This window comes from Spirosoma panaciterrae DSM 21099, assembly GCF_000374025.1.
Lineage (GTDB): Bacteria > Bacteroidota > Bacteroidia > Cytophagales > Spirosomataceae > Spirosoma > Spirosoma panaciterrae.
This window is the reverse complement of the sequence record NZ_KB893202.1, coordinates 1-24,210: the sequence shown is the minus strand read 5'-3', so window position 1 is coordinate 24,210 and position 24,210 is coordinate 1. Positions and strand designations below refer to the sequence as shown.

General features: G+C 47.9%; 21 protein-coding genes and 1 pseudogene. 8 read left to right on the top strand and 14 right to left on the bottom strand.

The genetic code is table 11. The features are described 5' to 3' along the window. Nucleotides 1-5: 5 nt before the first annotated feature. Nucleotides 6-86, bottom strand: a complete 81-nt coding sequence (locus B153_RS35785) for a potassium-transporting ATPase subunit F (RefSeq protein ID WP_020599353.1) — start codon at nucleotides 84-86, stop codon at nucleotides 6-8. Nucleotides 87-548: 462 nt separating this feature from the next. Here B153_RS35785 and B153_RS0124295 point away from each other — a divergent pair, with 462 nt between their 5' ends. Continuing rightward, nucleotides 549-956, top strand: coding sequence for a hypothetical protein (locus tag B153_RS0124295; protein ID WP_020599352.1), 408 nt, complete (start codon nucleotides 549-551; stop codon nucleotides 954-956). Between the two features lie 66 nt (nucleotides 957-1,022). On the opposite strand, the gene B153_RS0124290 is transcribed toward B153_RS0124295, so the two are convergent. Continuing rightward, on the bottom strand, nucleotides 1,023-1,256 hold the full coding sequence (locus B153_RS0124290) for a hypothetical protein (protein WP_020599351.1): 234 nt from the start codon (nucleotides 1,254-1,256) through the stop codon (nucleotides 1,023-1,025). Between the two features lie 242 nt (nucleotides 1,257-1,498). On the opposite strand from B153_RS0124290, the gene B153_RS0124285 reads away from it, so the two are divergent. The 3 genes from B153_RS0124285 to B153_RS0124275 all read left to right on the top strand — a co-directional run bounded on the left by B153_RS0124285 (nucleotide 1,499) and on the right by B153_RS0124275 (nucleotide 4,456). Continuing rightward, complete coding sequence (locus tag B153_RS0124285) at nucleotides 1,499-3,121, top strand: NADP-dependent glyceraldehyde-3-phosphate dehydrogenase (RefSeq protein ID WP_026262420.1); 1,623 nt, start codon at nucleotides 1,499-1,501, stop codon at nucleotides 3,119-3,121. Nucleotides 3,122-3,200: 79 nt separating this feature from the next. Continuing rightward, nucleotides 3,201-4,190 (top strand): ABC transporter ATP-binding protein, encoded by a 990-nt coding sequence (locus B153_RS0124280; protein WP_020599349.1) that lies wholly within the window; start codon nucleotides 3,201-3,203, stop codon nucleotides 4,188-4,190. 83 nt (nucleotides 4,191-4,273) lie between these two features. Continuing rightward, nucleotides 4,274-4,456 carry a hypothetical protein gene (locus B153_RS0124275; protein ID WP_020599348.1) on the top strand — a complete coding sequence of 61 codons (183 nt, stop codon included), beginning with the start codon at nucleotides 4,274-4,276 and terminating at the stop codon, nucleotides 4,454-4,456. Nucleotides 4,457-4,519: 63 nt separating this feature from the next. Here B153_RS0124275 and B153_RS0124270 read toward each other — a convergent pair whose 3' ends face one another. The 5 genes from B153_RS0124270 to B153_RS0124250 all read right to left on the bottom strand — a co-directional run bounded on the left by B153_RS0124270 (nucleotide 4,520) and on the right by B153_RS0124250 (nucleotide 11,417). Further along, entirely contained in the window at nucleotides 4,520-5,482 is a 963-nt protein-coding gene (locus B153_RS0124270; protein ID WP_020599347.1) for an AAA family ATPase, read from the bottom strand. 97 nt (nucleotides 5,483-5,579) lie between these two features. Then, nucleotides 5,580-6,953, bottom strand: coding sequence for a peptidylprolyl isomerase (locus tag B153_RS0124265; RefSeq protein ID WP_020599346.1), 1,374 nt, complete (start codon nucleotides 6,951-6,953; stop codon nucleotides 5,580-5,582). 105 nt (nucleotides 6,954-7,058) lie between these two features. Next, nucleotides 7,059-9,413 (bottom strand): peptidylprolyl isomerase, encoded by a 2,355-nt coding sequence (locus B153_RS0124260; protein WP_020599345.1) that lies wholly within the window; start codon nucleotides 9,411-9,413, stop codon nucleotides 7,059-7,061. Between the two features lie 92 nt (nucleotides 9,414-9,505). After that, nucleotides 9,506-10,228 carry a hypothetical protein gene (locus tag B153_RS0124255; protein WP_020599344.1) on the bottom strand — a complete coding sequence of 241 codons (723 nt, stop codon included), beginning with the start codon at nucleotides 10,226-10,228 and terminating at the stop codon, nucleotides 9,506-9,508. Between the two features lie 145 nt (nucleotides 10,229-10,373). After that, nucleotides 10,374-11,417, bottom strand: coding sequence for an agmatine deiminase family protein (locus B153_RS0124250; RefSeq protein WP_020599343.1), 1,044 nt, complete (start codon nucleotides 11,415-11,417; stop codon nucleotides 10,374-10,376). A gap of 287 nt (nucleotides 11,418-11,704) precedes the next feature. Between B153_RS0124250 and B153_RS36885 the strand changes: the two genes are divergently transcribed. Further along, nucleotides 11,705-14,824 carry a leucine-rich repeat domain-containing protein gene (locus B153_RS36885; RefSeq protein WP_211221710.1) on the top strand — a complete coding sequence of 1,040 codons (3,120 nt, stop codon included), beginning with the start codon at nucleotides 11,705-11,707 and terminating at the stop codon, nucleotides 14,822-14,824. Nucleotides 14,825-14,949: 125 nt separating this feature from the next. Here B153_RS36885 and B153_RS0124240 read toward each other — a convergent pair whose 3' ends face one another. The 6 genes from B153_RS0124240 to B153_RS38735 all read right to left on the bottom strand — a co-directional run bounded on the left by B153_RS0124240 (nucleotide 14,950) and on the right by B153_RS38735 (nucleotide 19,650). Then, nucleotides 14,950-15,618 carry an HAD family hydrolase gene (locus B153_RS0124240; RefSeq protein WP_020599341.1) on the bottom strand — a complete coding sequence of 223 codons (669 nt, stop codon included), beginning with the start codon at nucleotides 15,616-15,618 and terminating at the stop codon, nucleotides 14,950-14,952. Between the two features lie 45 nt (nucleotides 15,619-15,663). After that, entirely contained in the window at nucleotides 15,664-15,918 is a 255-nt protein-coding gene (locus B153_RS0124235; RefSeq protein WP_020599340.1) for a hypothetical protein, read from the bottom strand. A gap of 50 nt (nucleotides 15,919-15,968) precedes the next feature. Beyond that, on the bottom strand, nucleotides 15,969-16,676 hold the full coding sequence (locus tag B153_RS0124230) for a 3-keto-disaccharide hydrolase (protein WP_020599339.1): 708 nt from the start codon (nucleotides 16,674-16,676) through the stop codon (nucleotides 15,969-15,971). 159 nt (nucleotides 16,677-16,835) lie between these two features. After that, a complete protein-coding gene (gene mnmA, locus B153_RS0124225; protein WP_020599338.1) occupies nucleotides 16,836-17,951 on the bottom strand; it encodes a tRNA 2-thiouridine(34) synthase MnmA in 1,116 nt (371 codons plus the stop codon). Nucleotides 17,952-18,146: 195 nt separating this feature from the next. Then, on the bottom strand, nucleotides 18,147-19,394 hold the full coding sequence (locus B153_RS0124215) for an exo-beta-N-acetylmuramidase NamZ family protein (RefSeq protein WP_020599336.1): 1,248 nt from the start codon (nucleotides 19,392-19,394) through the stop codon (nucleotides 18,147-18,149). A gap of 124 nt (nucleotides 19,395-19,518) precedes the next feature. Next, a complete protein-coding gene (locus B153_RS38735; protein WP_020599335.1) occupies nucleotides 19,519-19,650 on the bottom strand; it encodes a hypothetical protein in 132 nt (43 codons plus the stop codon). A gap of 200 nt (nucleotides 19,651-19,850) precedes the next feature. On the opposite strand from B153_RS38735, the gene B153_RS0124205 reads away from it, so the two are divergent. The 3 genes from B153_RS0124205 to B153_RS0124195 all read left to right on the top strand — a co-directional run bounded on the left by B153_RS0124205 (nucleotide 19,851) and on the right by B153_RS0124195 (nucleotide 23,539). Further along, entirely contained in the window at nucleotides 19,851-20,726 is an 876-nt protein-coding gene (locus B153_RS0124205) for a UbiA prenyltransferase family protein (protein ID WP_020599334.1), read from the top strand. A gap of 253 nt (nucleotides 20,727-20,979) precedes the next feature. Beyond that, on the top strand, nucleotides 20,980-22,029 hold the full coding sequence (locus tag B153_RS0124200; protein WP_020599333.1) for a hypothetical protein: 1,050 nt from the start codon (nucleotides 20,980-20,982) through the stop codon (nucleotides 22,027-22,029). A 226-nt stretch (nucleotides 22,030-22,255) separates the two neighbouring features. Next, entirely contained in the window at nucleotides 22,256-23,539 is a 1,284-nt protein-coding gene (locus B153_RS0124195; protein WP_020599332.1) for an FRG domain-containing protein, read from the top strand. A 422-nt stretch (nucleotides 23,540-23,961) separates the two neighbouring features. Here B153_RS0124195 and B153_RS0124190 read toward each other — a convergent pair. After that, a pseudogene (locus B153_RS0124190) lies at nucleotides 23,962-24,210 on the bottom strand (IS5 family transposase); the annotation flags it as partial.

Below are 24,210 nucleotides of genomic sequence, written 5' to 3'. Positions count from 1 at the left end.
TTGAGTTAGAATTTTTCTGGTTTAATCAGGACGTAGAGCATGTAAGCGAAAACCAGAAGCGCAACAATAAAGACGAGCGTAATCATGATAGTCCGGTGAGCCGGTGTTTAGTTTAAATGTGTTCGAACCAGTCGATGGCTTTGTAGAAAATGATGAAGCAAAGGATGGCCGTAACAATCAGCAGCAGGAGAGTTCCCATAAAAGACCTGTTTGGTTTCGACCTCAAAAAGTCCAAACCTGTGCCAATGCAACAGAGTTAGCTTATCTCTTTTGATAAGTATCTGTTAATTAATAGGTTGGCTTTTGGGTGTGGGCCGATCTGGAAAAACCAGCAAGTGAAAACCCTTTCATTTTGAAAGGGTGCTTTTCCATTTTGGAAGGGTAGGTGGTAAAAGGCCGGACGGACTTTGTCTGATAGAACGCTTTAGACCTTTGCCTAACTTGGGCGACCTCTGTGAATGTAAATAAACCCGCACTATGTATATTTGACTAAGCCAGAAAACATCTTGTCCAGATGATTGGCTGTAAGGATCTAATCGGAGTCAGCTATGCTTAAGAACTATTTACCGCTCGCTATTGCTGCACATGTGCTCGTTTCGGTTGCTTTGAGCAAGGGCATGGCCGGGCCGACAAACCTGGTGGTTTCGGTGGCGCCGGGCGAGCACGAAATGGATGGGTATGGACCTTTATCGGTAGTTGATGGTCAGATTCGGCACGAAGAGTTGCTGGATGCAAAAATGACGGCAGAAGAATACCTCAAAACGACCATACGAGATCCGTCGAGCCTGGAAATTATCCGGGAAGAAGCCGATTTCGGCCGTGTCGATCCCCGAAGAGCCTACATCATCGTCCGGGTAAAGTACCGGGCCAAAAATACGCTGGGTAGCCTGAGCATCAATGAAAAAGTGTTCGTGTTCGACAACAAACTCAATCTGAAGAGTGTCCAGGCACTCTAGGTGTGGGCGGCCTAGCCCGCTCCGATGAGGGTTGACCCTGGTCGATGACCTGTTCCTGCTTTCGGCTTAGAGGGTCGATTGATCAAATGCCTCATCTTCCAGCCGCTGTCGATAATCGATGGCCATCATCATAAACAGCAGTTCTGATTTTGTGCGAATCGCCGGGGCAAAATCATAGAAGAAGAACGTGTTATCGTCTGCCAGGAGCCGACCGGCTACACCCTTATAGATGTATCCTGATTTTCGATTAGGCAGTTTTACGAAGCCCAGTGATAGGAGTAAGTCGTGATTGATTTCCATTACTCAGCCTGACTTGTACCAGGAACGTTATGGATGAGTTGTGCGAAAAGAATAGGGGAAAATAGGCCGTTGCGTGCCTGAAAAGGGCAATCCCGATAAAGATTAACGTTTTAATTCGCGACCTCCCCGATCAGGATTTCCAGTTTTGGGGCTTTGTGGCGCCATTTTGTTTTTTGACGGGTTGGAATTTGCCTGCTAAATACCGACGTTTACCGCCGTTACTTTTCAAGTTGATTCTGCTCATGAACGATTCTCAATTGGCCAGATTATTTCCGACCGAAGATCAAATTCCAGCCGAGTATCTCATTGAACCCATCCATCAGCGCGAATACCTGCTCAATGGCGACATGCGGCAATGGGATGGTGCTGTATCGGACGTATATTCACCCATTTGCCTACCCGCAGCCGATGGAACTCTACAGCGAAAACTGGTCGGCAGTTTTCCGGTAACGGGCGAAAAAGAAGCCCTCGAAGCGTTGGATGCTGCGGTAGCTGCCTATGATAATGGCCGGGGCGAATGGCCACAAATGGGTGTAGCCGACCGGATTGCCTGCATGGAAACGTTTGTGGGTAAAATGCTGCAGCAACGAAAACTGGTTGTGAACCTGATTATGTGGGAAATTGGCAAAAACCTGGCCGATGCCACCAAGGAGTTCGACCGAACGGTAAAGTACATTTACGACACCATCGACACGCTCAAAAATATGGACCGTAATTCATCCCGGTTTCGTATTGAGGAAGGTATTATCGGACAGGTTCGTCGGTCTCCTCTTGGGGTTGTGCTGGCCATGGGCCCGTTCAATTACCCTTTGAATGAGACCTACACAACCCTGATTCCGGCTATTTTGATGGGCAACACCATCCTGTTCAAGACACCTAAACACGGTTCGCTGCTGCATTATCCCCTGCTCGAAGCCTTCCGTACCAGTTTTCCGAAAGGGGTCGTGAATTCGCTCTATGGACGCGGAGCCACTGTGGTGCCTCCCGTCATGCAATCCGGTAAAGTAAACGTGCTGACCCTGATTGGCTCCAGTCGGGTAGCGGATGAGTTACAACGTCAACACCCCAAACTGAACCGTCTCCGGTCTATTATGAGCCTGGATGCCAAAAATGCGGCTATTATTCTACCCGATGCCGATCTGGATGTCGCGGTGAGTGAGTGCCTGCTGGGTACGTTGTCGTTTAATGGGCAGCGGTGTACGGCTATCAAAATTATCTGGGCGCATGCATCGGTTGTTGACGAGTTTCTGAAGCGATTTGGACCCGCCGTCAGTAAATTGAAGCCGGGTATGCCCTGGACGGACGGGGCCCAGATTACCCCATTGCCTGAACCCAACAAGACACACTATCTGGCCGACATCATTGCCGATGCACAGGCCGGTGGAGCGTCTATCGTTAATGAAGGCGGTGGCGAAACGGAAGCATCGTTGTTCCGGCCGGCGGTGGTGTATCCCGTTCGGGAAGGCATGCGGCTCTACCGCGAAGAACAGTTTGGACCCGTAATTCCGGTAGTGGCTTATACGGACGAAGAAGAGTTTATTCAATACCTGATCACCGACGATCACGGCATGCAGGCCAGTATTTTCGGGACTGATCCCGAAGCCATTGCCCGATTGATCGATCCCCTGGTGAATCTGGTCAGCCGGGTAAATATCAACGCCCAATGCCAGCGTGGCCCCGATACATTCCCCTTTACGGGACGAAAAGATTCGGCCGAAGGTACGCTCTCTGTTGAAGATGCACTCCGGTCATTTTCGATACGGTCGGCAGTGGCTACCAAAGATACCGGAACAAACAAGGCCATTCTGAACGATATTGTACGCGGACACAAGTCGGAGTTCTTAAGCACAAACTTTATTTTTTGAGAACCTGTAATCCGGATGGCCACGTCCGGGTAGGTTAAACTTGTCTTTATCCAGATGTGGCCATCTGGGCTATACACTTTTGCTCACTGCCAACAAACTCACGAAAACCTATGCAGAGGTTGCTGCTGTTAGTCAGGTTTCGCTGACGCTGGAACCCGGTCGGATTATGGCCATGGTTGGAGCCAGTGGGTCGGGGAAAAGTACCTTGCTCAATGTACTGGCCGGACTGGCTGACGCCGATACGGGCGACGTCTGGCTGAATGGTGAACGGGTAGTAGGCCCTTCGGAGAAACTGGTACCTGGGCATGATGCCATTCGGCTGGTACATCAGGAGTACCAGCTCATGCCGAATGTATCGGTACGTGAAAACATTGCCTACGCGCTGCGCTTTTACGAGAAAGCGTATCGTGATTTCCGCGTTGATCAATTGCTAAAGCTTTGCCGCCTGACTGAGGTGCAGGACCGGATTCCGCGTCAGGTGTCAGGTGGCGAAAAACAGCGCACAGCCATTGCCCGTGCTGTTGCCGATAAGCCGGCTGTTCTGCTGCTGGATGAGCCGTTTAGTCACCTCGATTTACCCAATCGGCTTATTGTCCGGGATCTGCTCTTCGATCTGGTTCGTCATGAACAAACATCCTGTCTGTTTGTAACCCATGATGCGTCGGATGCACTTTCACTGGCCGATACGCTCGGTATTTTGCGTGATGGAAAACTGATTCAGCTGGGGTCACCCATCGCGGTGTACCATCAGCCTGCTACAGCCTATGCGGCACGGATGACGGGCCTGGTCAATGTATTTAAAGCGAAGTATTTACCTGTATTTGGTTTTAAAGAACCCGTGAATCCGGACGAACTTATTTGTCTTCGTCCTGAACAGGTTCGACTCGATGAGCAAGGGGCTTCTGGAACGCTGCGGGTTGTCTACTTTAAAGGGAGTCACTACGAACTGGATGTGCAGGTATCGCGCTACCTGTCGCTACGCCTGCTTACCAGCCGCAATGATCTACAACCTGGTCAGCAGGTGGGGGTTTCATTTGATGAGGGTGCCATCTGGCGGCTCAAAAGCTAATTCACGATAACCATTTGGGTGGTGTGTGGTTTTAAAAACAGGCTTCACGAAGAGCCGGGTGTACTATTTAACCACATATACTTATGGACCGTCAGGATAATTTGCAGGACCTGGACCAGGATATAAAAACCGGAAAAAGAACCGTTCTGGTTGATGAAAAAACCGAAGGGGTTAAACCAACCGGAGTCGATGATCAATCGACGGGGATGGGTGAAGGAGATAGCGACTATTTGGGGAAGACGAATAAAAAAGAGGAGAACGAGTAAAAAGCGAACGGGAGAAAGGAATGACAGCATGGTCTCCTTTCTCCCGTTTGCTTTTGCTCCTTTCTACAGCAATCGTTTGATCAATTGCTCAACGGAGATGCCTTCGGCTTCAGCTTTAAAGTTTCGAACCACCCGGTGACGAAGAATGGGTAGGGCAACAGCCTTTACATCTTCAATATCGGGCGAGTATTTGCCATTGAGCAGGGCATTGCATTTAGACGCCAGTATCAGAGCCTGCGATGCCCGTGGACCTGCGCCCCATTCAAGATACTGGTTGGCATCGGAAGCGGCCATCTCCGTATTGGGACGGGTCTTATGAACCAGCTTAACCGCATATTCGACCACATTGTCGACCACCGGAACCCGACGTACGAGCTGCTGGAACTCCCGGATTTCTTCTCCGGTAATAACCCGTTTCACTTCATTCTGCCGATCTGAAGTGGTATTTTTTACGATGTCCAGTTCCGATTGATACGATGGATAATCCAGGTAGATATTGAACATAAATCGGTCCAACTGAGCTTCGGGAAGCGGATAGGTACCTTCCTGTTCAATGGGGTTCTGGGTGGCTAGTACGAAGAAAGGACGGCCCAGACTATATTTTTGTCCGGCAATGGTAACCGCATATTCCTGCATGGCTTCGAGCAACGCCGACTGGGTTTTAGGCGGAGTCCGGTTGATCTCATCGGCCAGAATGATGTTGGCAAACACTGGCCCTTTAATGAATTTGAAGTTACGCTCCTGGTCGAGTGTTTCCGAGCCAAGGATATCAGAGGGCATCAGGTCGGGCGTAAACTGAATCCGGTTGAAGTCAAGATCCAGTGCACTGGCAATGGTCTGAATCAGTAGGGTTTTAGCCAGTCCCGGAACACCAACCAGCAGACAGTGCCCCTGACAAAAAATAGCCGTTAAAAGGAGACGAACCGTTTCGTCCTGCCCGATAACGACTTTTGAGATTTCACTTTTGAGCTTTTGATACGAGTTGGTAAGGGCTTCGGCAGCCGCAACATCCGATGAGTAGGGCACAGGTATAAAAGTTAGTTTAGAATGATAGAATGATAGAGTAATAGAATTGTTGCCATGAAATCATTATTCAACAATTCTATCATTCTATCAGTCAAAATTAATTTCCTCCCGTATTGGCTGCACTATTTTGGGTCGTGCCGAATATTCGACAACCATGGAACTCCGGGTCGATCGTGATGTACACGTCAGCAATCGATTTACGGAACCAGTCATCGATGGCCCGATTTTTCTTATTTTGAAGCACAATGGTTTGTAGCTTTTCAAAATCTTTTGTGTAGTCAGCCGTATGAGGAACAATTTTGCTTTTATAGTACAACAACCGTACCGCACTTTTGCCATCTTCGGTCCGGTAAGGTAACGGTTTCGAAATGGCACCTACCTGCATGGTGTCGAGCATTTGAAACAGGGCATATTCCATAGTACCGTCCATAGCCAGGCGGCTGGCACCTGATTGTGGATCGCGGATCAGTCCTCCCGCATCGGCAGTGGATTTGTCTTCCGAAAAATCTTTAGCGGCTTTATCAAATTTCAGCGAGTCGATCTGGATCAGATTCCGCAGGCTATCGAGATAATGCGTTGGCCCTGTTAGGTCAAGGCGGTTGTAATCGGGGCGGAGCAGGATATGCCGGGCATGGTATTCGGCTCCGCGCGTTTCGATTAATTGAATCAGGTGGAGGCCAAATTCAGATTCAACCACATCCGACATTTCATTGGGTTTCAGCTTGAGCGCAGCGCCTTCAAATGGAGCCACCATCATACCCCGCTTGGCAAATCCTAAATCGCCATTGCGTTCGGCGGAGCTTACGTCTTCGGAGTTTTCTTTGGCTAGTTTGCCAAAATCCTCCCCATTTTCAACGCGTTTTTTCAGATCAAGCAGCCGTTGGCGCAGTGCTTCTTTTTGCTCTTTGGTCGGTTTGGCAAACCGGACAATCTGGCCCACCTCTACCTCGGCAGGCATGTAAGGAAGGCTGTCCCTGGGAATGCTGTCGAAAAACTTACGAACCTCGCGGGGAGTGATCTTAACGTCGTTCGTAATTTTTTGCTGCATTTTCTGAACGACCTTCTGATCTTTCACTTGCTGGCGTAGCTCGCTTTTCAGCATTTCGAGGCTTTTACCGTACGCTTCAACGATATTTTTCTCAGACCCGAACTGCTGCACCATGTACTGCATACGGGTATCGAGTTCGTTGTCAACGATTTTGTCATCTACCACGACGGAGTCGATCTCTGCCTTGGCCAGCATCATCTTATTGATTACCAGACTTTCGAGCAACTGGCATTTCTGCGGAGGGGTCTGATTTTGCCCGACATACGATTGGTAAGCCTCTTCGAGGTCGGACCGCAGCACATAGTAATTATCGACTTTGGCGATTATTTTATTGAGGCTAAGCCCTTGTCCCTGCCCAAAGGAGGGAACTGTCAGGAAAAAGCCAATCAAAATAAGAAGCGCACTGCTGATTACTTTTTTCATACTCTCAAATATACGCACAGAACCGCTACAGCTCTGTGTTTTAAGAAAAATTAAGGAGGTAAGGACATAGGGAATGCACCTTTCCCTCTTCCCTTACTCCACTGCTTATTTTACTAGTCGCTGGATTTCCTGTTCGTTTACTTTAACGGGGTAAGTTTGTTTAAGTTGGGCTAGCCACTGTTTTTCGAGTTGAGCCTGGTATTCGTTGATAACCGTTCCACGAGCTTCGGCAAATGTTTTGGCACGGGCAGGTTCAATTCGACTGATAATCACGGCGATGGCTTTGTTATCGCGGTGTAAGGTAGTGGTCCCTACTTTCCATTGATTGATGGCGTCCAGATAAGGATTGGTTCCTTCTGCAAATACCCCTTCGGTAATCGTGAGGGCCGGTTGGTTTCCAGAAGCAGCAAATCGGCTATTGAGTACGCGCACGGCATCCTCTTTCGAATGGCTGAAATACTGGAAGGTTACATTCCGCTGGTCGTCTCGCGCTACGCCGGGCCGAGCCCCCTGATAATCTTTTTCCATAATCCGACTCAGGGCAATTCCGTTCTTCTGAAGGTAACTGACCACATTGCGAATGCGGCTGGCCGAAACGGTATCGGCTTCCGAAGGGTCGTGTGAACCACTCACTTCAACCACATAGTCGGGATTGCGGCTCATGACTACCAGCACATCAAATAAGTTCTCTCGCAACTGAGGAGTCAGCGTTGTTTGATTTTTGGTGAACGCCAATGGCGCAGCCGACCGTCGAAGCTGGTAGGGGGGGCGGCTGCTAAAAAGGGTGGTTGCCTGTTTTAACAGGCTATCAGTCGGGGCTATCACAATCGTGGCGACCGCTCGTTCGGGAAAGCGATATTTCGCCTTGTTCTGTTCGAAATAAAGCCGTTGCCCTGTTGAGTCACTCATGGAGCGATCCCATACATTCTGTTCCATCATTTGCGAGAGCAGAACCCCATCGCGGATTTCGCTCATCAGGGCCCGAAACTCGGGGGACTTTTTATCCAGATTGGCTTCCTCGGTGGCCATTAACTGATCACCGACAAAACGGTCGTAGAGCCGATGCATGGCAACAACAGGAGAGCCGGAAACGGGCCGGTCGGTCTGCGTAGCTGGATTGGAGGCCAGGGCGGGGTTGCGCTGGGGCTGCTGGCGTTGCCGAACGTAGGCGAAAAACTGGTTTACCGTATAGGGCTGTCGGGCTACGGTGACAAGCGTTTTGCCCTGAAGGGCGGGGTCAAGCGGTTCGGTATAGCGCCATTGGCCTCGCAATAAACTACTATCGGCTTTGGTAAGCGCCACATCGAGCAGGGTTTTAACCTCGTCTACAGGGTATTCTTTATGCAACCGCTGAACCGTTGCCTGCCGGAGGAGTTCGGCCCGGCTGTCGGTCGTGACGCGTTGTCGTAACGAAGGAGCCAGGGTTGTATAGGGGTCAATACCCCGTCGCTCAATGAGCTTGATGATGTGCCAGCCGTAATTGGTGCGAACAGGTTTCGAATAATCGCCCGGCTTAATGAGCGAGAATGTCGCATCTTCAAAAGCAGGCACCCAGCGGCCGGGTTCGAATATGGGTAAAACACCACCGTTGGTTTTTGACGTAGCATCGTCGGAGACTTCACGACAAACTAGTTCGAACGAATCGCCTTTTTGCAAACGGGCATAAGCCGCATCGATGCGATCCTGGGCTGCTTTCTGACCCGCTTCATCGGCACCGGGGCTAATACGAACCAGGATATGTGCTACCCGCGCCCGTCCCCGACTCGGTCGACGACTGTTGACTTTAATAAGGTGATAGCCAAACCGCGTTCGAACGGGTTGGGAAATGCTCCCAACGGGGGTGGTATAAATAGCCGTTTCGAGTGGATACACCACGTCGAAAACGGGTACAAATCCCAGATTACCCCCTGTTTTTGCCGTCGCCATATCCTGCGAATTATCGCGGGCGAGCTGGGCAAAATCCGTTCCGGCCAGTGCCTGCTGACGTAGCGATCCGATTTTCTGGTAAGCGGCAAGGGTATCGGCAGGCGGGGCATCTTCCGATACCGAAATCAGAATATGCTGGGCATTGACATCCTGCTGCATACGCTGATAGGCTTCGGCCGCCAGCGATTCAACCTGTAATTTATCGGTTAAGTAGGACTGAGCCAGTTGCTTGCGGTAGGTAGCCATCTCTTCCCGAAAGGCTTCGGTCGTATCGTGCCCTTCGGCTTCGGCCGCCAGTACTTTCAGTTTCAGATTGGTATACAAATCAAAATACTCTTTGATGTCGGTACGTTGAGCCGAGTCGGCAGAGAGTTGATTTTTGGTAAACGACTGAAAAAAATCATCGGTCGTAAAGGTCTTGTTGCCCAGGGTCAGAATGACTGGCTTCGGAGGAGTTTGCTGAACAACGGGTGTGGTTGTTTTGCAGGCCGATACAAATAAAGCCAGCAATAAACCACCAGTTACATGGCGCATAGCGTCGATATCAAGAATGGGGAACGTAGGAGTTAAACAGTTCTGATGGCAAAAACATTCGCTCCCGCTAAAGGAACGATTCGATAGAAAGGTTATTGGCGAACGGGTTGAATTTTGACGGTTTTGAGCAATACATCATATTCCAGTCGGTAGTCGAAGGTATCTTTCATATGCTGGCCGGTAAACTGGGCTGGCACATGAATAAGTCGTTGGCCCGACTTACGGAGATCGGTTTCGCGAAGTTCTACACTGCTTTGGCCCAGCAGATCATCTTCGTCGAGTTTATCCATCAATTGCAGCCCAACACCCGACGCTATCAGGCCTGCCGACACATACTTGAGGGGCGTCAGCACTTCGGCGGCTGTAATGAGTAAACCAACCGGAATGGCCACTATGTTGTGGATTTTCTGAATTTTGGTCATGGTTTCCCGGGCGCGGGTATAATCGTCTACTTCAATCAAGACCAGCGAAGCCACAATCCGGCCGTTATGGGGTAATGTTAGGCTGATGGGTTTGGCCGGATTGATTGCTTCGGAACCGCCCTTTTGCAGGTCAATCTGTTGATCTTTCTGAACGGACACCACACCCCAACCGCCATTGACAACCGCAACGGCTTTGTTCTGGGCATCGTAGCTCGTCAGCGAATAGGCCATCATCAGTTCATCACGTCGGGTAATGGTTTCTTCCAGATTGAGCGCCTTGATCGAACGGGGAACCAGCTCGGCCGTAAGCGCGGGTTGACGCACACAAGCGATTGTCTGAACCAGGATTGCGCTGATTAAACCGATTTTTATGATTTTGTTGATGATGTTCATTACATATTCGGTAATCGAATGGAAGGGCTTTATGGATAAATGGGCATTAATGATCGAACCCTGTTAAGCGATCGAACTAAAATTCGATGATTTTATTTCAGACAAACAAAATCATCGAAGTCCGTTTAATCAGCGCAATCCTGGTTCAGACTGTGGGCTCCTGCTGGCTCAGGCAGTGGAAACTGCCCAGGCCCCAGACAATATCGGTAGAATCGATGCCCATGATTTTCCGGTCGGGGAAACAGGTGCCGATGATGTCCAGTGCCTGCTGGTCTTTTGGGCAACGGAACGTGGGTACGATAACGGCGCCATTGGTAATCAGGAAATTGGCGTACGAAGCAGGCAGTCGTAACCCGTCGCTGACAACCGGATCGGGCATGGGCAGTTCCACAATGTTCAGTTGCTTTCCGTTCAGGAGCCGCATCTGTTTGAGTTCGTGGTGGATCTCCTGCAAAAAAGGATAATTCTCATCCTGTGGGTTCGACTCATAAGCGGCAATCACCGTGTCTTCGTTGACAAATCGGACCGTATCGTCGATATGGCCGTCGGTGTCATCGCCTACGATGCCTTCCTCAACCCAAAGTACCTGTTGAACTCCGTAGTAATCGCATAGGTATTGTTCGATCTGGGCCTGAGTCAGGTGACTATTTCGGTTCTGGTTGAGCAGACAGGCCCGGCTGGTCAGTACCGTACCCGCACCATTAAACTCAACCGACCCGCCTTCCATAATGATGCCCGGTGTTACGTAGTTCAATCCCCGATAATGGGCAATTTCGATCGGAATCAGGTCGTCTCGGTCATACGGTGGGTATTTTCCCCCCCAGGCGTTATACCCCCAGTTGACAATCATCCGTTCTTTTTTTGTCGGGTTGATCAGAAACGCCGGGCCATGATCGCGGCACCAGGAGTCGTTGGTAGGGTGGGGCAGGAGCGTAATTCGGCTCATATCGGCTCCAGCAGCCAGCAGGCGAAGTTTGGCAGCCTGAATGACGATTTCGTTATGCGCATTGATACAAACCTGTTCGCTTTCAGCAATGGCTTTGATGAAGTCGATGTAGGCCGGAAACATCAGTTCCTGGCGTTCTTTGGTCCAGGAGGCTTCGGTATGCGGCCAGCTAAGCCAGGTTGCTACATGTGGATGCCATTCGGCGGGAAAGAAAAAGCCCTCGCGGGCAGGGAGAAACGACATGTATGAAGAATATAGGATGGATAATGAATAATGAACGGTCTGGAATGAATACTGCCGGACAACATCTGGCCATTTTCACTCCATTAGATTCATCACACAAGCATAATGTGGTTGATTCAATCAATGGCTGTATCTTCATGCAACCAGTACAACACACCCGCAAAAATACATAAAATATGCAGTTCAACAGGCACCCTTTATGGCTCAGCGTGATTGGTCTACTCCTGATATGGGCTACTAAAAGTATCGCTCAGCCTACGTCAAAGCCTTTATCTGAGCTTGATCGATTGACATTCTGGCACCCTGTTTATAAGGCCGTAAACGCGGATATGCCGTCCAGTTATTACCCGAAGCCCGATGCATATAGCTATGAAAACGTCGATCAATTGCTTCAATGGGCGAAAGAAGGAAAAAAGATAGAAGCTTTGAGTATTGACCAGACAATTTGCCGACAGGAGAATCTAGCCGCTTTGAGCCAGTTGACATCGGTGCGTTTGTTAAGCCTGAATGGGTTGACAGCCGGGCAGACCGACTCCCTGTTTCAGGCTATTCAAGGCTGGCCATCGTTGGAGCGTCTGGTAATTTTGGGCTATGCCCTCATCGAAAATAAACCTGAAGCTACCCGTGCGTTTAAAACAGTACCCAACGTAATTCAGCATTTCCCGAAACTGACCGATATTCGGCTCAATGGCGATTATCGGTTATGGGAGCCAGCAATAGAAAAAGTGCCTGGCCTGAAAATTCTTCATCTTGATCAGAATAGCGTTCCGTCTGCAGAGCCAATACGGCTCGATTTGAGTAAGTTAAGCCTGCTTGATCGATTGAAGGTCAGTGGCCAGAACTGGCTAATCAAACCGGAATTGTTGCATACCTTAACCCGATTACGGGAATTGTCGCTAACGGTTGTGAAAGTCGATTCCTCTACCCTGCAGCAAACGATCAATGGCCTTACCAGCCTAAACGTACTGACGCTGGACAACATCCGTTCGGTAGGGGGATTGCGTTTAAACAAACTGACGAACCTGAAAGAATTGTATATCAATTCGGATCTGACGATCAATACCCGCGATTTTGCCAGCCTGCCAGATCTGGAACGGCTGACAATTCAGAGTAGGCAGGCGCTGGACCTGTCGGGTATTTGTTCCCTGGCGCACCTTCGGTCGTTGCGGCTCACCGGACGGGGAACGACGATGAAAATTCCAGACTGTCTGGGGCAACTGAACCAGCTAACTGAGCTGCATATCGAGAATCTGAAACTGGATCGGCTGCCTACGTCTATGAAGGCGTTGCGTCGGTTGAAAAAACTGGATATTAGTTATTGTGGCCTGGATTCGCTCCCCGCCGACATGAGCCAGTTAACCGAACTGGAAGAACTGAATCTATCGGGGAATAAACTGATTCAACTACCGGGTCTGGGCCAACTGCGCTCTCTGCGTCGACTGAGCATTAGCGGGAATAAACTGACGACTTTGCCTGACGCTATTGGCCAGTTGACCCAGTTGACTATTCTGGAACTGTCGCGAAATGAGTTGACTCAACTGCCCGGCTCATTTGGTCGTTTGTCGGCCTTACGAACCTTGAACGCCGATCATAACCGATTGGAGCGGCTGCCCGACGATTTTGGCAAACTGCGAAAGCTTCATAATCTTTCGCTGGGCAGTAACCAGTTGCAGGAGTTACCGGCAAGCATCGGTCAGTTGGATTCACTACAAAATCTGCTGATCGGTAATAACCGACTTAAAAGCCTGCCCGATAAACTCGGCCAACTCCGCAATCTGACCGATTTGAGCATTGGAACCAATGAATTGACCACGTTGCCCACGACAATAGGCGGCCTTACAAAGCTGACCCGACTGTCCATTTATCCGAATCCGATAACCGAATTGCCTGCGTCTATTTGTGACCTGCGGAATCTGGAATCACTTACCATTATGGGGACACGATTACGGCTCCTGCCCGATAACATAGGGGCCTTGACGAAACTTCAGCAGGTAGTGCTGAGTAATAACGAGTTAATAGCTTTGCCCAATAGCCTTGGCCTCTGGCAGGCACTGGAAAATCTTTCACTGGAACGAAACAGACTGGAAGGTTTACCGAACGCCATTGGCCGCTTATCGAAATTACGGAGCCTGCGAATTACGGGCAAAGATAAGGTGGTGGAAGGCGCTACTGGCGGATTGCAGCAACTACCCGACAGCATAGTTAATTGTACCAGTTTGTGGGATGTGGCTATTGAGCGCCAGCCCCAGTTGGATGCCGATGATGTATTTACAAAATTGGCCCGGTTGAAAAAACTATTTACCCTGAACATTACCGAATGCAATATTAGCCATCTGCCGCCCATCGCCTGGAAAGACGTTAGTTGGGTAATGCTGAATCTGCATCAGAATCGATTGACTGAATTGCCCGTCGAACTACTTGACGCACCCAAACTGAATACCGTCTCGCTGTGGGAGAATCGGCTTCCTGAATCGCTCAACCAGGGTTTTCATGACAAAGAAGCGTTACGGGTAGCGTTTGTTGAGGCTGGACTGTTGCCACTGGAAAGCTTACGCAAGCCCAATCGTAGGGTATCCGCAGCGTATCAGCAAATGGCTAATCAGAAAGCCCGGACACGCGACTGGTCAGGGGCTATGACTGATCTTCAGCGAGCAATCGAGTATGCACCCGATACCCTTCTGTCGTTACCGTATGCGCAGCGGGCCAGTATGCACTTTTTTCGGAAAGAATACACCGAAGCACTGGCCGATTACGACAAAGCCATTGCCTTTGCTCCGATGCTCCGTAAGGATAAATTTGTAGATCCAGAATCTGCCAATCGGAATCTGGCAACCTACTGGCAGCAGAAAGCGGCTATTTTGGGGGTAACGGGCCAGCAGGAGGAAGCGTTTAAAGCCATAGGACAGGCCGAGCGTTTTCTGCCGACGAATGATCAGACCCCCTTGAGTGGATACGTCTACACCGAAAGTGGCCGGTATCTGGCCCAGAAAAATAGGCTGGTCGAAGCGGATTCCAGCTTTGGCCGGGCCATTCGGGCTTACGAGAAGTTAACATATCCTGACCCCGGTACCCGCCTGACCATCGTTGAATTGAGCTTGCTGACGGGGCAGTATGACCGGGCACAGCGAACATTAAACAACCTGCCACCAGAACAGATCCGTGATGGATTCGATATTCTGAAGGAGTACCTGGCGGCCTGTCTGAGCGTGCTGAAAAACGAGCAATCCGGTACGCAGGCGCTCGATCGGTTGACGGGCTATCTGGCCAAACACCCGGCTAAAGTGTATGGCTGGAGCTTCGATTTGTTTGATGGCTGGCTAAACCGTAGTAAACTCGCCCCCGACAAGCTCACCGCTCTCCACCAATTGACCGATACGACGAAAGAACGGCTGGTGAAACCGCAGTAAATAGGTCGGTTGTCGTTCCTGACTGGGCATACCTACCCCGCGTTCTGTGTCCTCACAGAATGCCTACGCACCAGCCAGGTTTACCTGCCGGATGGGCCTTCTTAGCTGGTACAGAAGGTGGAGAATCAACCAATCAGGTTCTGGACCTGCTCTACCGTCAGTTGGGTGAAATCGTCGATAATCAAACTGGCTCCCCGGTCGGCTAATTCGGCGCGGGTGTGCGTGGTAGCCAGCGCAATGACGTGCATACCCGCCCGAAGCCCGGCTTCGATACCCGCAAATGCATCCTCAAACACCACACAACGAGCGGGGTCGACACCTACCCGCTGGGCGGCTGTAAGGTAAATTTCGGGGTCTGGCTTGCCCTTCTGAATCATGCTGGCATCGACAATGGTATCGAAATAGGGACGCAGAGCTAACCCGTCGAGGGTAAAGCCTACATTGCTTTCAGGAGCCGAGGTTCCAACGGCCATGCGAACCCCGGCGGCTTTAAGTGCATCCAGAAAAAGAATCAGACCCGGTGTAGGCTGAAGATGTGGGCGATATAATTCCCGATAAATCGCTTCCTTTTCTTCGGTGAGTACAAGGACTTCAGCGGGCGTAACCGGGCGCTGTAAGACATAAGCGAGGGAATCGGCGGAGACGTGCCCATTAATATGGTCCATGTACTGATCGCGGGTGAGCGAAAGACCATGATGTTGGGCAAATTGCAACCAGGCATTCAGGTGAAAATCGGCATTGTCGATCAAAACGCCGTCCATATCAAACAGGGCGGCAAACAGAGCATTGGGCATAATCAGGATGAAAAGCAGCGAAACGCAAAGAACGGAGATTGTTGCTTAATCTGGATTCTCCGGGGCAGGATTTGGTAAAATATCTCCGGCCAGAACGGCTGCTTCGTGCAACAATTCCGTAGCCACCAGCTCATCTGTAATGGTTTCGATATGCTCATCGAAAGCCTGAATCGGCTCCTCATCTGTCGACGCAGCCTGGTGCATGCCTAGCAGAAATCGCCCCACATACAGCAGACTCAACGAAAAGCGTAGTTCGGGTAAGGTATGGCTGAAGCGGGTCTGAGGTTCGATAGGTAGCATAGGTGTACAACAAAAACAGACTCTCCGTAGGTTCGCTCCAAACCTCCTCCTTACAACGCTTTGATCTTTATATTTCGGAAATAGATGGGGGCACCGGCATGCTTACCCTGTAAGCCGATGTAGCCATGTAAGGGGAGATCGGCGGGGGGCTTGCTGAGCCATTCCGGTACGGGCGAACCATCAGGGTTGGTTTTGGTCGAGGTGAACTTGGTGAGGTCAATGGTGTTGATCAGTTCGTTGTTCATGACCACATAGATCATTTTGCCCTGGCAGGTTATGGTGTAACGGTTCCATTCGCCGGGTTGCTTCACAACCTTTTGCTTCGTGGCGGCCTGATGACCAAAGAAAGCTCCGCACTGCCAGGTTTTTGGGGAGTCGGCCCATTGTTTGGCGTAATCGTCGGCAATCTGGATTTCTACTGAATTCGGAATCCAGTTGGTGGTATCGCTGGCATGAACGACTACACCGCTATTGGTGCCGTCGGCTGTTTTGAAGAACAGGTCCAGAATAAAATCGTCGTACGGAATAGCGGTCCAGATGGTTTTGTCGGCGGTAGCGGTCAATGCTCCTTCATCGTCCCGATACCAAACGCCTTTGGGAAATACCGCTTCCGAAAGATCGGGACCAAAAAGGTGCTTCCAGCCTGCACCACTTGGATTAGGGTGCCCTTTGGGTGGAACAGACGCTGATGGAGATTGGGCTATCAGCGAAAACGAAATGCTGAGAAAAAAGAAAAACGTCAGAACAAGTTTAGGCATAATAAGGTGGTTTTGGCAGCACGAATATAAACATCCTGTTTTAAGGTTAAAACAGGATTAAACGAAACACACCGGGTTGCCCGAGCGGAGGTAGGGAGTTTTTAGTTTACCTGAGTTCTCCTTGTCCACGCTCGGGCAGCCCGGTGTGTGTATCTGGATTTATAAAGTATCCGACTGACGAAAGCTTTTCATGATCCAGCCACCGCCTACGACATCGTCGCCTTCATAAAAAACGGCTGCCTGGCCCGGTGCAATAGCCGAAACTCCTTCCTTGAAAAGAACCTCGATTTTATCGCCCGACTGCGAAATGGTAGCGGGTGTACCGGGGTCTTTGTACCGTACTTTGGTAACCGTTTCGAGAGGCCCGGCAAGATGGTCGTACTTTTGTAGGTTCAATTTGCTGACAATCATCCCATCGCGTAGTAAATCTTTGTCAACACCCAGCACAACCTCGTTGGTGTCTTTCCGGATTTCAGTCACGAACATCGGTTGCCCAAAGGCCATACCCAGCCCTTTCCGCTGACCAATCGTGTAAAAAGGGTAGCCCTGATGTTTGCCCAGTACTTTGCCCGTTCCTTCCATCACAAAGTTGCCTCCGGCTACTTCGGCTTCCAGACCCGGCAGACGTCGTTTCAGAAAACCCCGGTAATCGTTGTCGGGGACGAAGCAGATTTCGTACGACTCCGACTTGGTGACCAGTTCGATAAAGCCCCGTTCTTTGGCCATTTCCCGAATTTCGGATTTGCGCAGATGGCCCAGGGGTAGTTTGGTCCGACTCAGGCTTTCCTGCGAGACCCCCCAAAGCACATACGACTGATCTTTCAGCGTATCGACTCCTTTCGAGATCACGTATCGGTCATTTTCGTGCCGGATATTGGCGTAGTGTCCCGTAGCAATAAATTCGCAATCGAGTCGGTCGGCCCGGCGAAGCAGAGCGTCCCATTTGATGTGCGTGTTGCAAAGAACACAGGGATTGGGGGTCCGGCCTTCCAGGTATTCGCCTGTGAAATGGTCGATCACATAATCACCGAATTCATCACGGATGTCGAGAATATAGTGCGGGAAACCCAGGCTAACGGCTATGTTACGGGCGTCGTTGATGCTATCGAGGCTACAACAGCCCGTTTCTTTTTTTGTACCGCCTGAGGAGGCATAATCCCAGGTTTTCATGGTCATACCGATGACCTCGTAGCCTTCTTCGTGCAGCAGAACCGATGCCAGTGAAGAATCAATGCCGCCACTCATGGCGACCAGAATGCGTCCGTGTTTACTCATTTGTGTATCTGCGAGGGTTCAAAGCCCACCGATTTTATTGCCAAAAAATTATCCAATAAGTGCTCAACACCGGATTTGCTGAAATTGGTTTCCAACCGGTTTTTTCTGACAGGCATTAACAGGATAAAACAGGATTAGATCAAAATAAATGAATCCTGTCTATCCTGTTTTTTCCTGTTAATCCTGTCAGAAAAATTACGGATAGAGCAGATACTTCTTCCGCATCTGCTTATAAGCTGACAATCCGGGTTCCCAGCTTTTCCGGATTTCCTTTTCCGAAACACCCGCTATAATTTGTTTCTTAAGCTCTTCGTTGCCGCTTCGGAAGTTGAAGTTGCCAATCTGGTTGCTGTATTTGGTGTCGAAAAATTGATCTTTGTTGGGATACGCCTTGTATAACTCCATCAGCCATTGCAGGTTGAGCTGCCGGGTTTTGCGGAAACTATTGGTATCGTAGTTTCGCAGGTCGAGGCCATAGCATTCGGTATCCTGATGCAGAGGGGTTTCGCTCATGCCTTTTAGGCTGACGGGCTTAAACGAGAACGAATAAATGCCTTTAAGTGCCGGAGCCCCTAATACCGTAAATGGCATATACGTACCACGTCCCTGGCTGATGATCGTGCCTTCGAACCAGCAGGTGCTTGGATAAAGCATAATCGACTGCTGGGTATTCAGGTTGGGGGAGGGTAATACTGGCAGCGTATAAGGGGTATCGTGTGTATAGTTGGCCACCTTGATAATCTTGAGCTTACACAGGTTTTTGCCGGGCAATCCACCCCAGCCTTCGCCGTTGATCATTTGCGCAAACTCGCCGATGGTACAACCGTGCGTGATGGGGATGGGGTGCATACCAATGCCCGAATACAGGTGTTTTTCCAGAATAGGCCCGTCGATGATGAAGCCGTTCGGATTGGGTCGATCCAGAATCATCAGTTCCTTCTTGTGCTCGGCGCAGGCTTCCATCACGTGGTTCAGCGTGTTGATGTAGGTATAAAACCGACAACCCACATCCTGAATATCGAAAACCAGCAGATCTATATCAGCCAGTTGTTCCTGTGAAGGCTTCTTGTTTTTGCCGTACAGCGAAATAATGGGAATACCTGTTTTTGAATCGACCGCGTCGTCTACTTTCGCACCGTTGCTGGCGTTTCCGCGAAAACCGTGTTCGGGCCCAAAAATTCGGACTATGGTAACGCCCAGGCTCAGCAGACTATCGACGCTCGGCTTGTTGCCAATGATCGACGTCTGATTTACGACCATGCCAATGCGCTTCCCTTTCAGATAAGGCAGATAGGCCGAAACCTGATCGGCACCCGTCATGAGTTTGGCGGCTTTGGGCGGAGTTGCTGTTAAGACGTTGCCAGTCACTTCAGCAGGTTTAGTTGGGAACAGTAACCCCAGAAGCAGTGGGGCCAAAAAGAGGGCGATTGTTTTCATGAACATCAGCGAATCGGCAATAAAAAGGCAAGTTGCGGATAAAAGTACAAAGAAGAATGGTAGCGACCAGTGTATTGATTTCTACCGACGAGTATTCTATCCGTAGCGATCTTATTGAGCTAATCAGCGACTACTTAGTTTGGTTTGACAGGAACAAAGGTGCGCATTTTCGGTCGTCGGTATGCATAAACAGACGATTGACCAGTTCAGTGATGGCAAACTTGTTCAGTAGTTCGGTCAGAGTCGTTTCGGTGCCATTCATAGTCAGGAAACGAATGGTAGTGAAACCGCACCATAACCAATGAGTTCGGTCAATTGTTACCTTATTTTGGGAGGTGATTCGCATAGCGTTGCTCCCTCTATACTTGTCGTACATGCGTTAGCTATGGGGGTACACCTTCACCGTCTAGTTGAGAATTTGACTTGTCTGTATCGTTGATGCACTTAGTTGATCATGATCGAATGCGTCGAGCCCTGTTTGGCTTTTTAGAATCTACGCTCCAGTTCATTCTGTTTAGCAATGCCTACATTGCGTTCTGCGCTGTTGTTATGTGCCAGACGACCGCATTGCTGTTTGACCTCAGGCTACCCCGTTCGCTTTTGCTCTTTGTATTTACGGGCACCTTAAGCAGTTACTCCCTACACTGGTATCTGACCGATGCACCAACCGATTTATCGACAGCAGGTGCTTTGCGGCTTCGCTGGAATCAGCGAAACAAACCGCTGCTACTCGTGCTGTTTCTGTTGTCGGCCATCATTGGTTTACGCGAACTGTATACACTCAAAACCTATCTGTACGACCTTTTTCCGGTTGTTGTGCTGGCGTTTTTATATACGGCTCCCAAGCTCAATTTCTGGCCGTTTTTGGCACTGCGTCGGATTGCCATTCTCAAAACGGCCTACCTGTCGATGGTGTGGACCTACGTTACGATTGGCCTCCCGCTGCTGATCAACGACACAACCTGGCATTTTAGCAGTATGCTCGTCGTTACCTGGGCCTTAAACTGGTTTGTGTTCATCTACAGCATTGCCTTCTGGTTCGACTACCGCGACCGGAACGACGACGGTAAATCGAAATGGTTAACCATTGTATCGATGCTCACAAACCAGCAGGCACACCTGTTTTTTCGGGGGTTAGTGGTGGCTTATCTGGTTACGCTTGCGGCTTTGTTTATTCAGGGGATTTCGCCGAAAACTCTCCTATGCCTGGGCTTGCCTATGGTACTCCTGATTTTAAATGCCCGTCGTCTTCAGTCTCCCCTGTCCGACTATGTATATTACGTGTATTTAGATGGGCTTCTGATGATTCCCGGCCTTCTTCTGGCAATTAGTCAGTAAGGTCGGGCTTAGGCTTCACTTTATGCTACACGCAGGTAATTGAAGAACATCAAAAGTTCCGTTAGACAGACGATAAAACCCTACACGCATTTTGTATTATTTGAGAGTAAAATAAAAGCCCAAATAATTACAATGTATTCATTTTAAAGTATTTAGCAAAAGTATTGTTGGCAATTTGGAAGGTTTAGGCAAATACTTAAATTGAATCACAAACACAAAACATTCATCTATTTACGAGTTAGCCAGCATACTAATGACGAAATCTGAAAAGAAAACGAGTCCGGAACAAAGGCTGACACAACTGGGACTTGGACTAGTAAAGAAAGCCTTTCTAATCGTGATTGCTTGGATCGGTTACTGGCAGACTTATGAGTATGTGTCAGAAAGCCCTGAAATAACCGTAGTTATTGAAAAGACTGAAGCGAGCGGCAAGAATTTTAAAACTCCTATTTCCATCGAAAACGGCTCAGAATCTGTTTCCGCTGACGATATTGTTCGACCTATTAAATTGACGTTTACAGATACAGTGCTTGAGATAGATCCAAAAAAGTCCGAAATCAAGACAGCATACAAACTTTCGAATAAAGATGTCTTTATTGAGTTTGATTTACTTAATAAAAACGAAAATTTTCAGTTTCATATTTTAACTTCAAAAAGAGCTCAGCTTGTATCTACTGATTGTCGTATCAAGAACATAAAAAAAATTAAATATTATGACACAGTAAATAAGCCAAGACCGTTTTCTCGAATCCTTAATATATGGTTGGTATTATTCTTTTTATCAATCATTTTTTTCATTGATGCAATTCTAGTAATTGTCAAAGACATTGAATTGGGAGACATTAAGGCCTACATCAGAAATTTTCCACTCAGACCCGGTAATATTGAAGAGTTTTTGGACGGCTACAAAGCGGTGTACAAGACTTATAGGGTCAAGGTTAAACCAGATGCTGAGTTTATGAGACAAATAATTGCCAACCTGTTTATTAGCTTTCCATATCAGACTAAGGACGAAATTGCATTTATAAAACAAATGGCAAATTTGAAGACGGAACTCTACGTATGGTATAAGACACGGACCGCTTTTGTTATAATTTCTCCTATCGTATTCTTGCTTTCGCTGATAGGCAGCTTCGTGAATTATTTTTATTATGAATTTGACAATTTAAGAGCCGTCATTTCGCTGCCTGATCTTAATTTAATTCTTCTCAGAACTCTCTTGGTGGTTGCAATTATAATCATCATTTTTCCGCGCAATACTATGACGTTCATGTTTGTAAAAAAGGGTGGACATCCGTTTTAGTACGCCGGCTAACACGGGTTTTGCGTCAGGCGGGCTGACGTGCAAACTTGAAGCTTTGTGCTTCTATTGAACATTAGTAATAAATTGAAACTTTGTGCTCTGAAACCCGCCCGAACGCAAAGCCCGAGAACGTTATGTGCTATACTAATAAACCACAAATCCAACATTTTACACATCAAAAATGTCAGTAAAGTAAATACAAGATTACAGTTAAAAACTCAAACCTATGACGACACCACATAGCAGATATAGAGAATCCTATCAAATTTACAGGCGTTTAGTAAACCATTTATGCGACTCAACAAATAAAAAAGAATCAGCAATTGATTTAGCGGATTATATATTATCTCAGAAAGATTTGCAACAAATTCAATGGCAAGCTAAGTATTGTGGTTTATTTGAAGCATTAGAACCACATTGGAATGACATTAATAAAATTCACGAAGTTACACTGGAATTAACGGGTGGGCGACACGAGAACAATCCGTTACCAGATGTATATGCGGCAGCCTTATCAATGAGAATGTTTGATGTATGGAAGTGTGAACCCTCTGTATCTGTTTATCGTGGTCAAAGAAATTACAAATGGAGTACAATACCCTCAATCTATCGTTTTACATCTGATAAAAGAGAATATTATAAAACTCGACTACAAAACTTTGTGCATTTTTTGAGAGAAGAATATCCAAAGTTTTCAAAAACTCAATGCGTAGCTATTGCTCAGCATTTTAGTGCTGATGATGAAGGGGATACAAAAACTCATCTTGTTGATATTACTTGGGACCCATTTGTAGCTCTTTTCTTTGCATCTGATGGTGGTAAAAAAGGAGATATTGGAGTAGTAAATCGAATAATTGTTCCTGAATGGAAAAAATATATTGCTAATGAATTAAGTCACAGAGGTAACATTGAAATTATTGAAGTTGACGGCGTGCAACGCATTAAAAATCAACGTGCACTTTTTTTATCAACGCCCGACCCAAAATCATTTGATTTGTACCATCCTTGGAAGATTTTTTTTAAACAACATGATGGCGTTGTCTTCGATGATTTAGAATATGAGCAACCTCTGTCAAACAATACGTTGTACCCGATAGAGGGTTTTATGAAAGATTTATTAATAAAATTCAAAAAAACCACGTTTGATAGTATTAAGGATTTACCCTCTATTTCAATTCCATCTACAAACGAAGTCTATGGGAAAGAATACTTACTTGAAAGAGCTAAGCAAATGATTCCAAATATTGAGAATTGGATTCCTGCTAATCTGTCTGTTTTAAAAATTTGTGCTGAATTTTATGCCCGAGGGGAAGAATGGAGCGAAGATAAAACTTTATATTCTTTACATCGCTGGAATGAGTGTCTAAGACTTATTGGAATATCTGATGAAGATAATCAAATACGAACAGTTGAAGATTCAATTCAGTTTACTTTATCACGCATAAAAGATGAGAAAGAAGTTACAAAGGTTTTGGATTTTGCTAAAAATATTGAAGCAAACAATTTTTAGCATATTGCTTGTTAATTTTTTAAGTGTTTAGCATAACGATAATTTAATTCTCTAAGACTACTTCATTCATTGGAGAAAAAATAAGCACAGCACCCAATAAAGGTTTTGTACAAGTGGGGCTGACAGTTGTAAACTCAACATTTGTAATTCTAATAGGCATTTGTACAAATGTTGGGCTGACGTTTTCCAAATGCCCCACCATCGCCAATACGCAAACCGTTGTGTGCTATGCTAAACGATGACCAAAACCAGTTCAATAATTTACTAATTTCGATTTTGCCTTATTTAATTAAGCTATTTCGTATTACGTTAATGCAGTTTCAAAGTTCATACTTTTTAATTAGCAATATCTGTCATAATTGTTTCACTTGCAATATGTTTTTTCGACTTATTTGATTAAAATCTAAGAGCGTGTTGGGAAATTATGTTTGGTTTGCAGCCTCAAGCCGTTGTAGCATGATTTGACTGTTAGCTAAATACAGCCAAGACACCGAAGAAGATACGGTATACTCGTAATCCTTTACGATCCGCCGAAAGAAGTTGGTCCAGGCGATACTCCGTTCAACGACCCACCGCTTGGCAACGGGCACAAAACCACGCGCTGATTCAGGCCGAGCGGCTTTCTCAAAATCAATGCTCCAGCGGTCAAGCTCTTTGGCAAATACGCCATT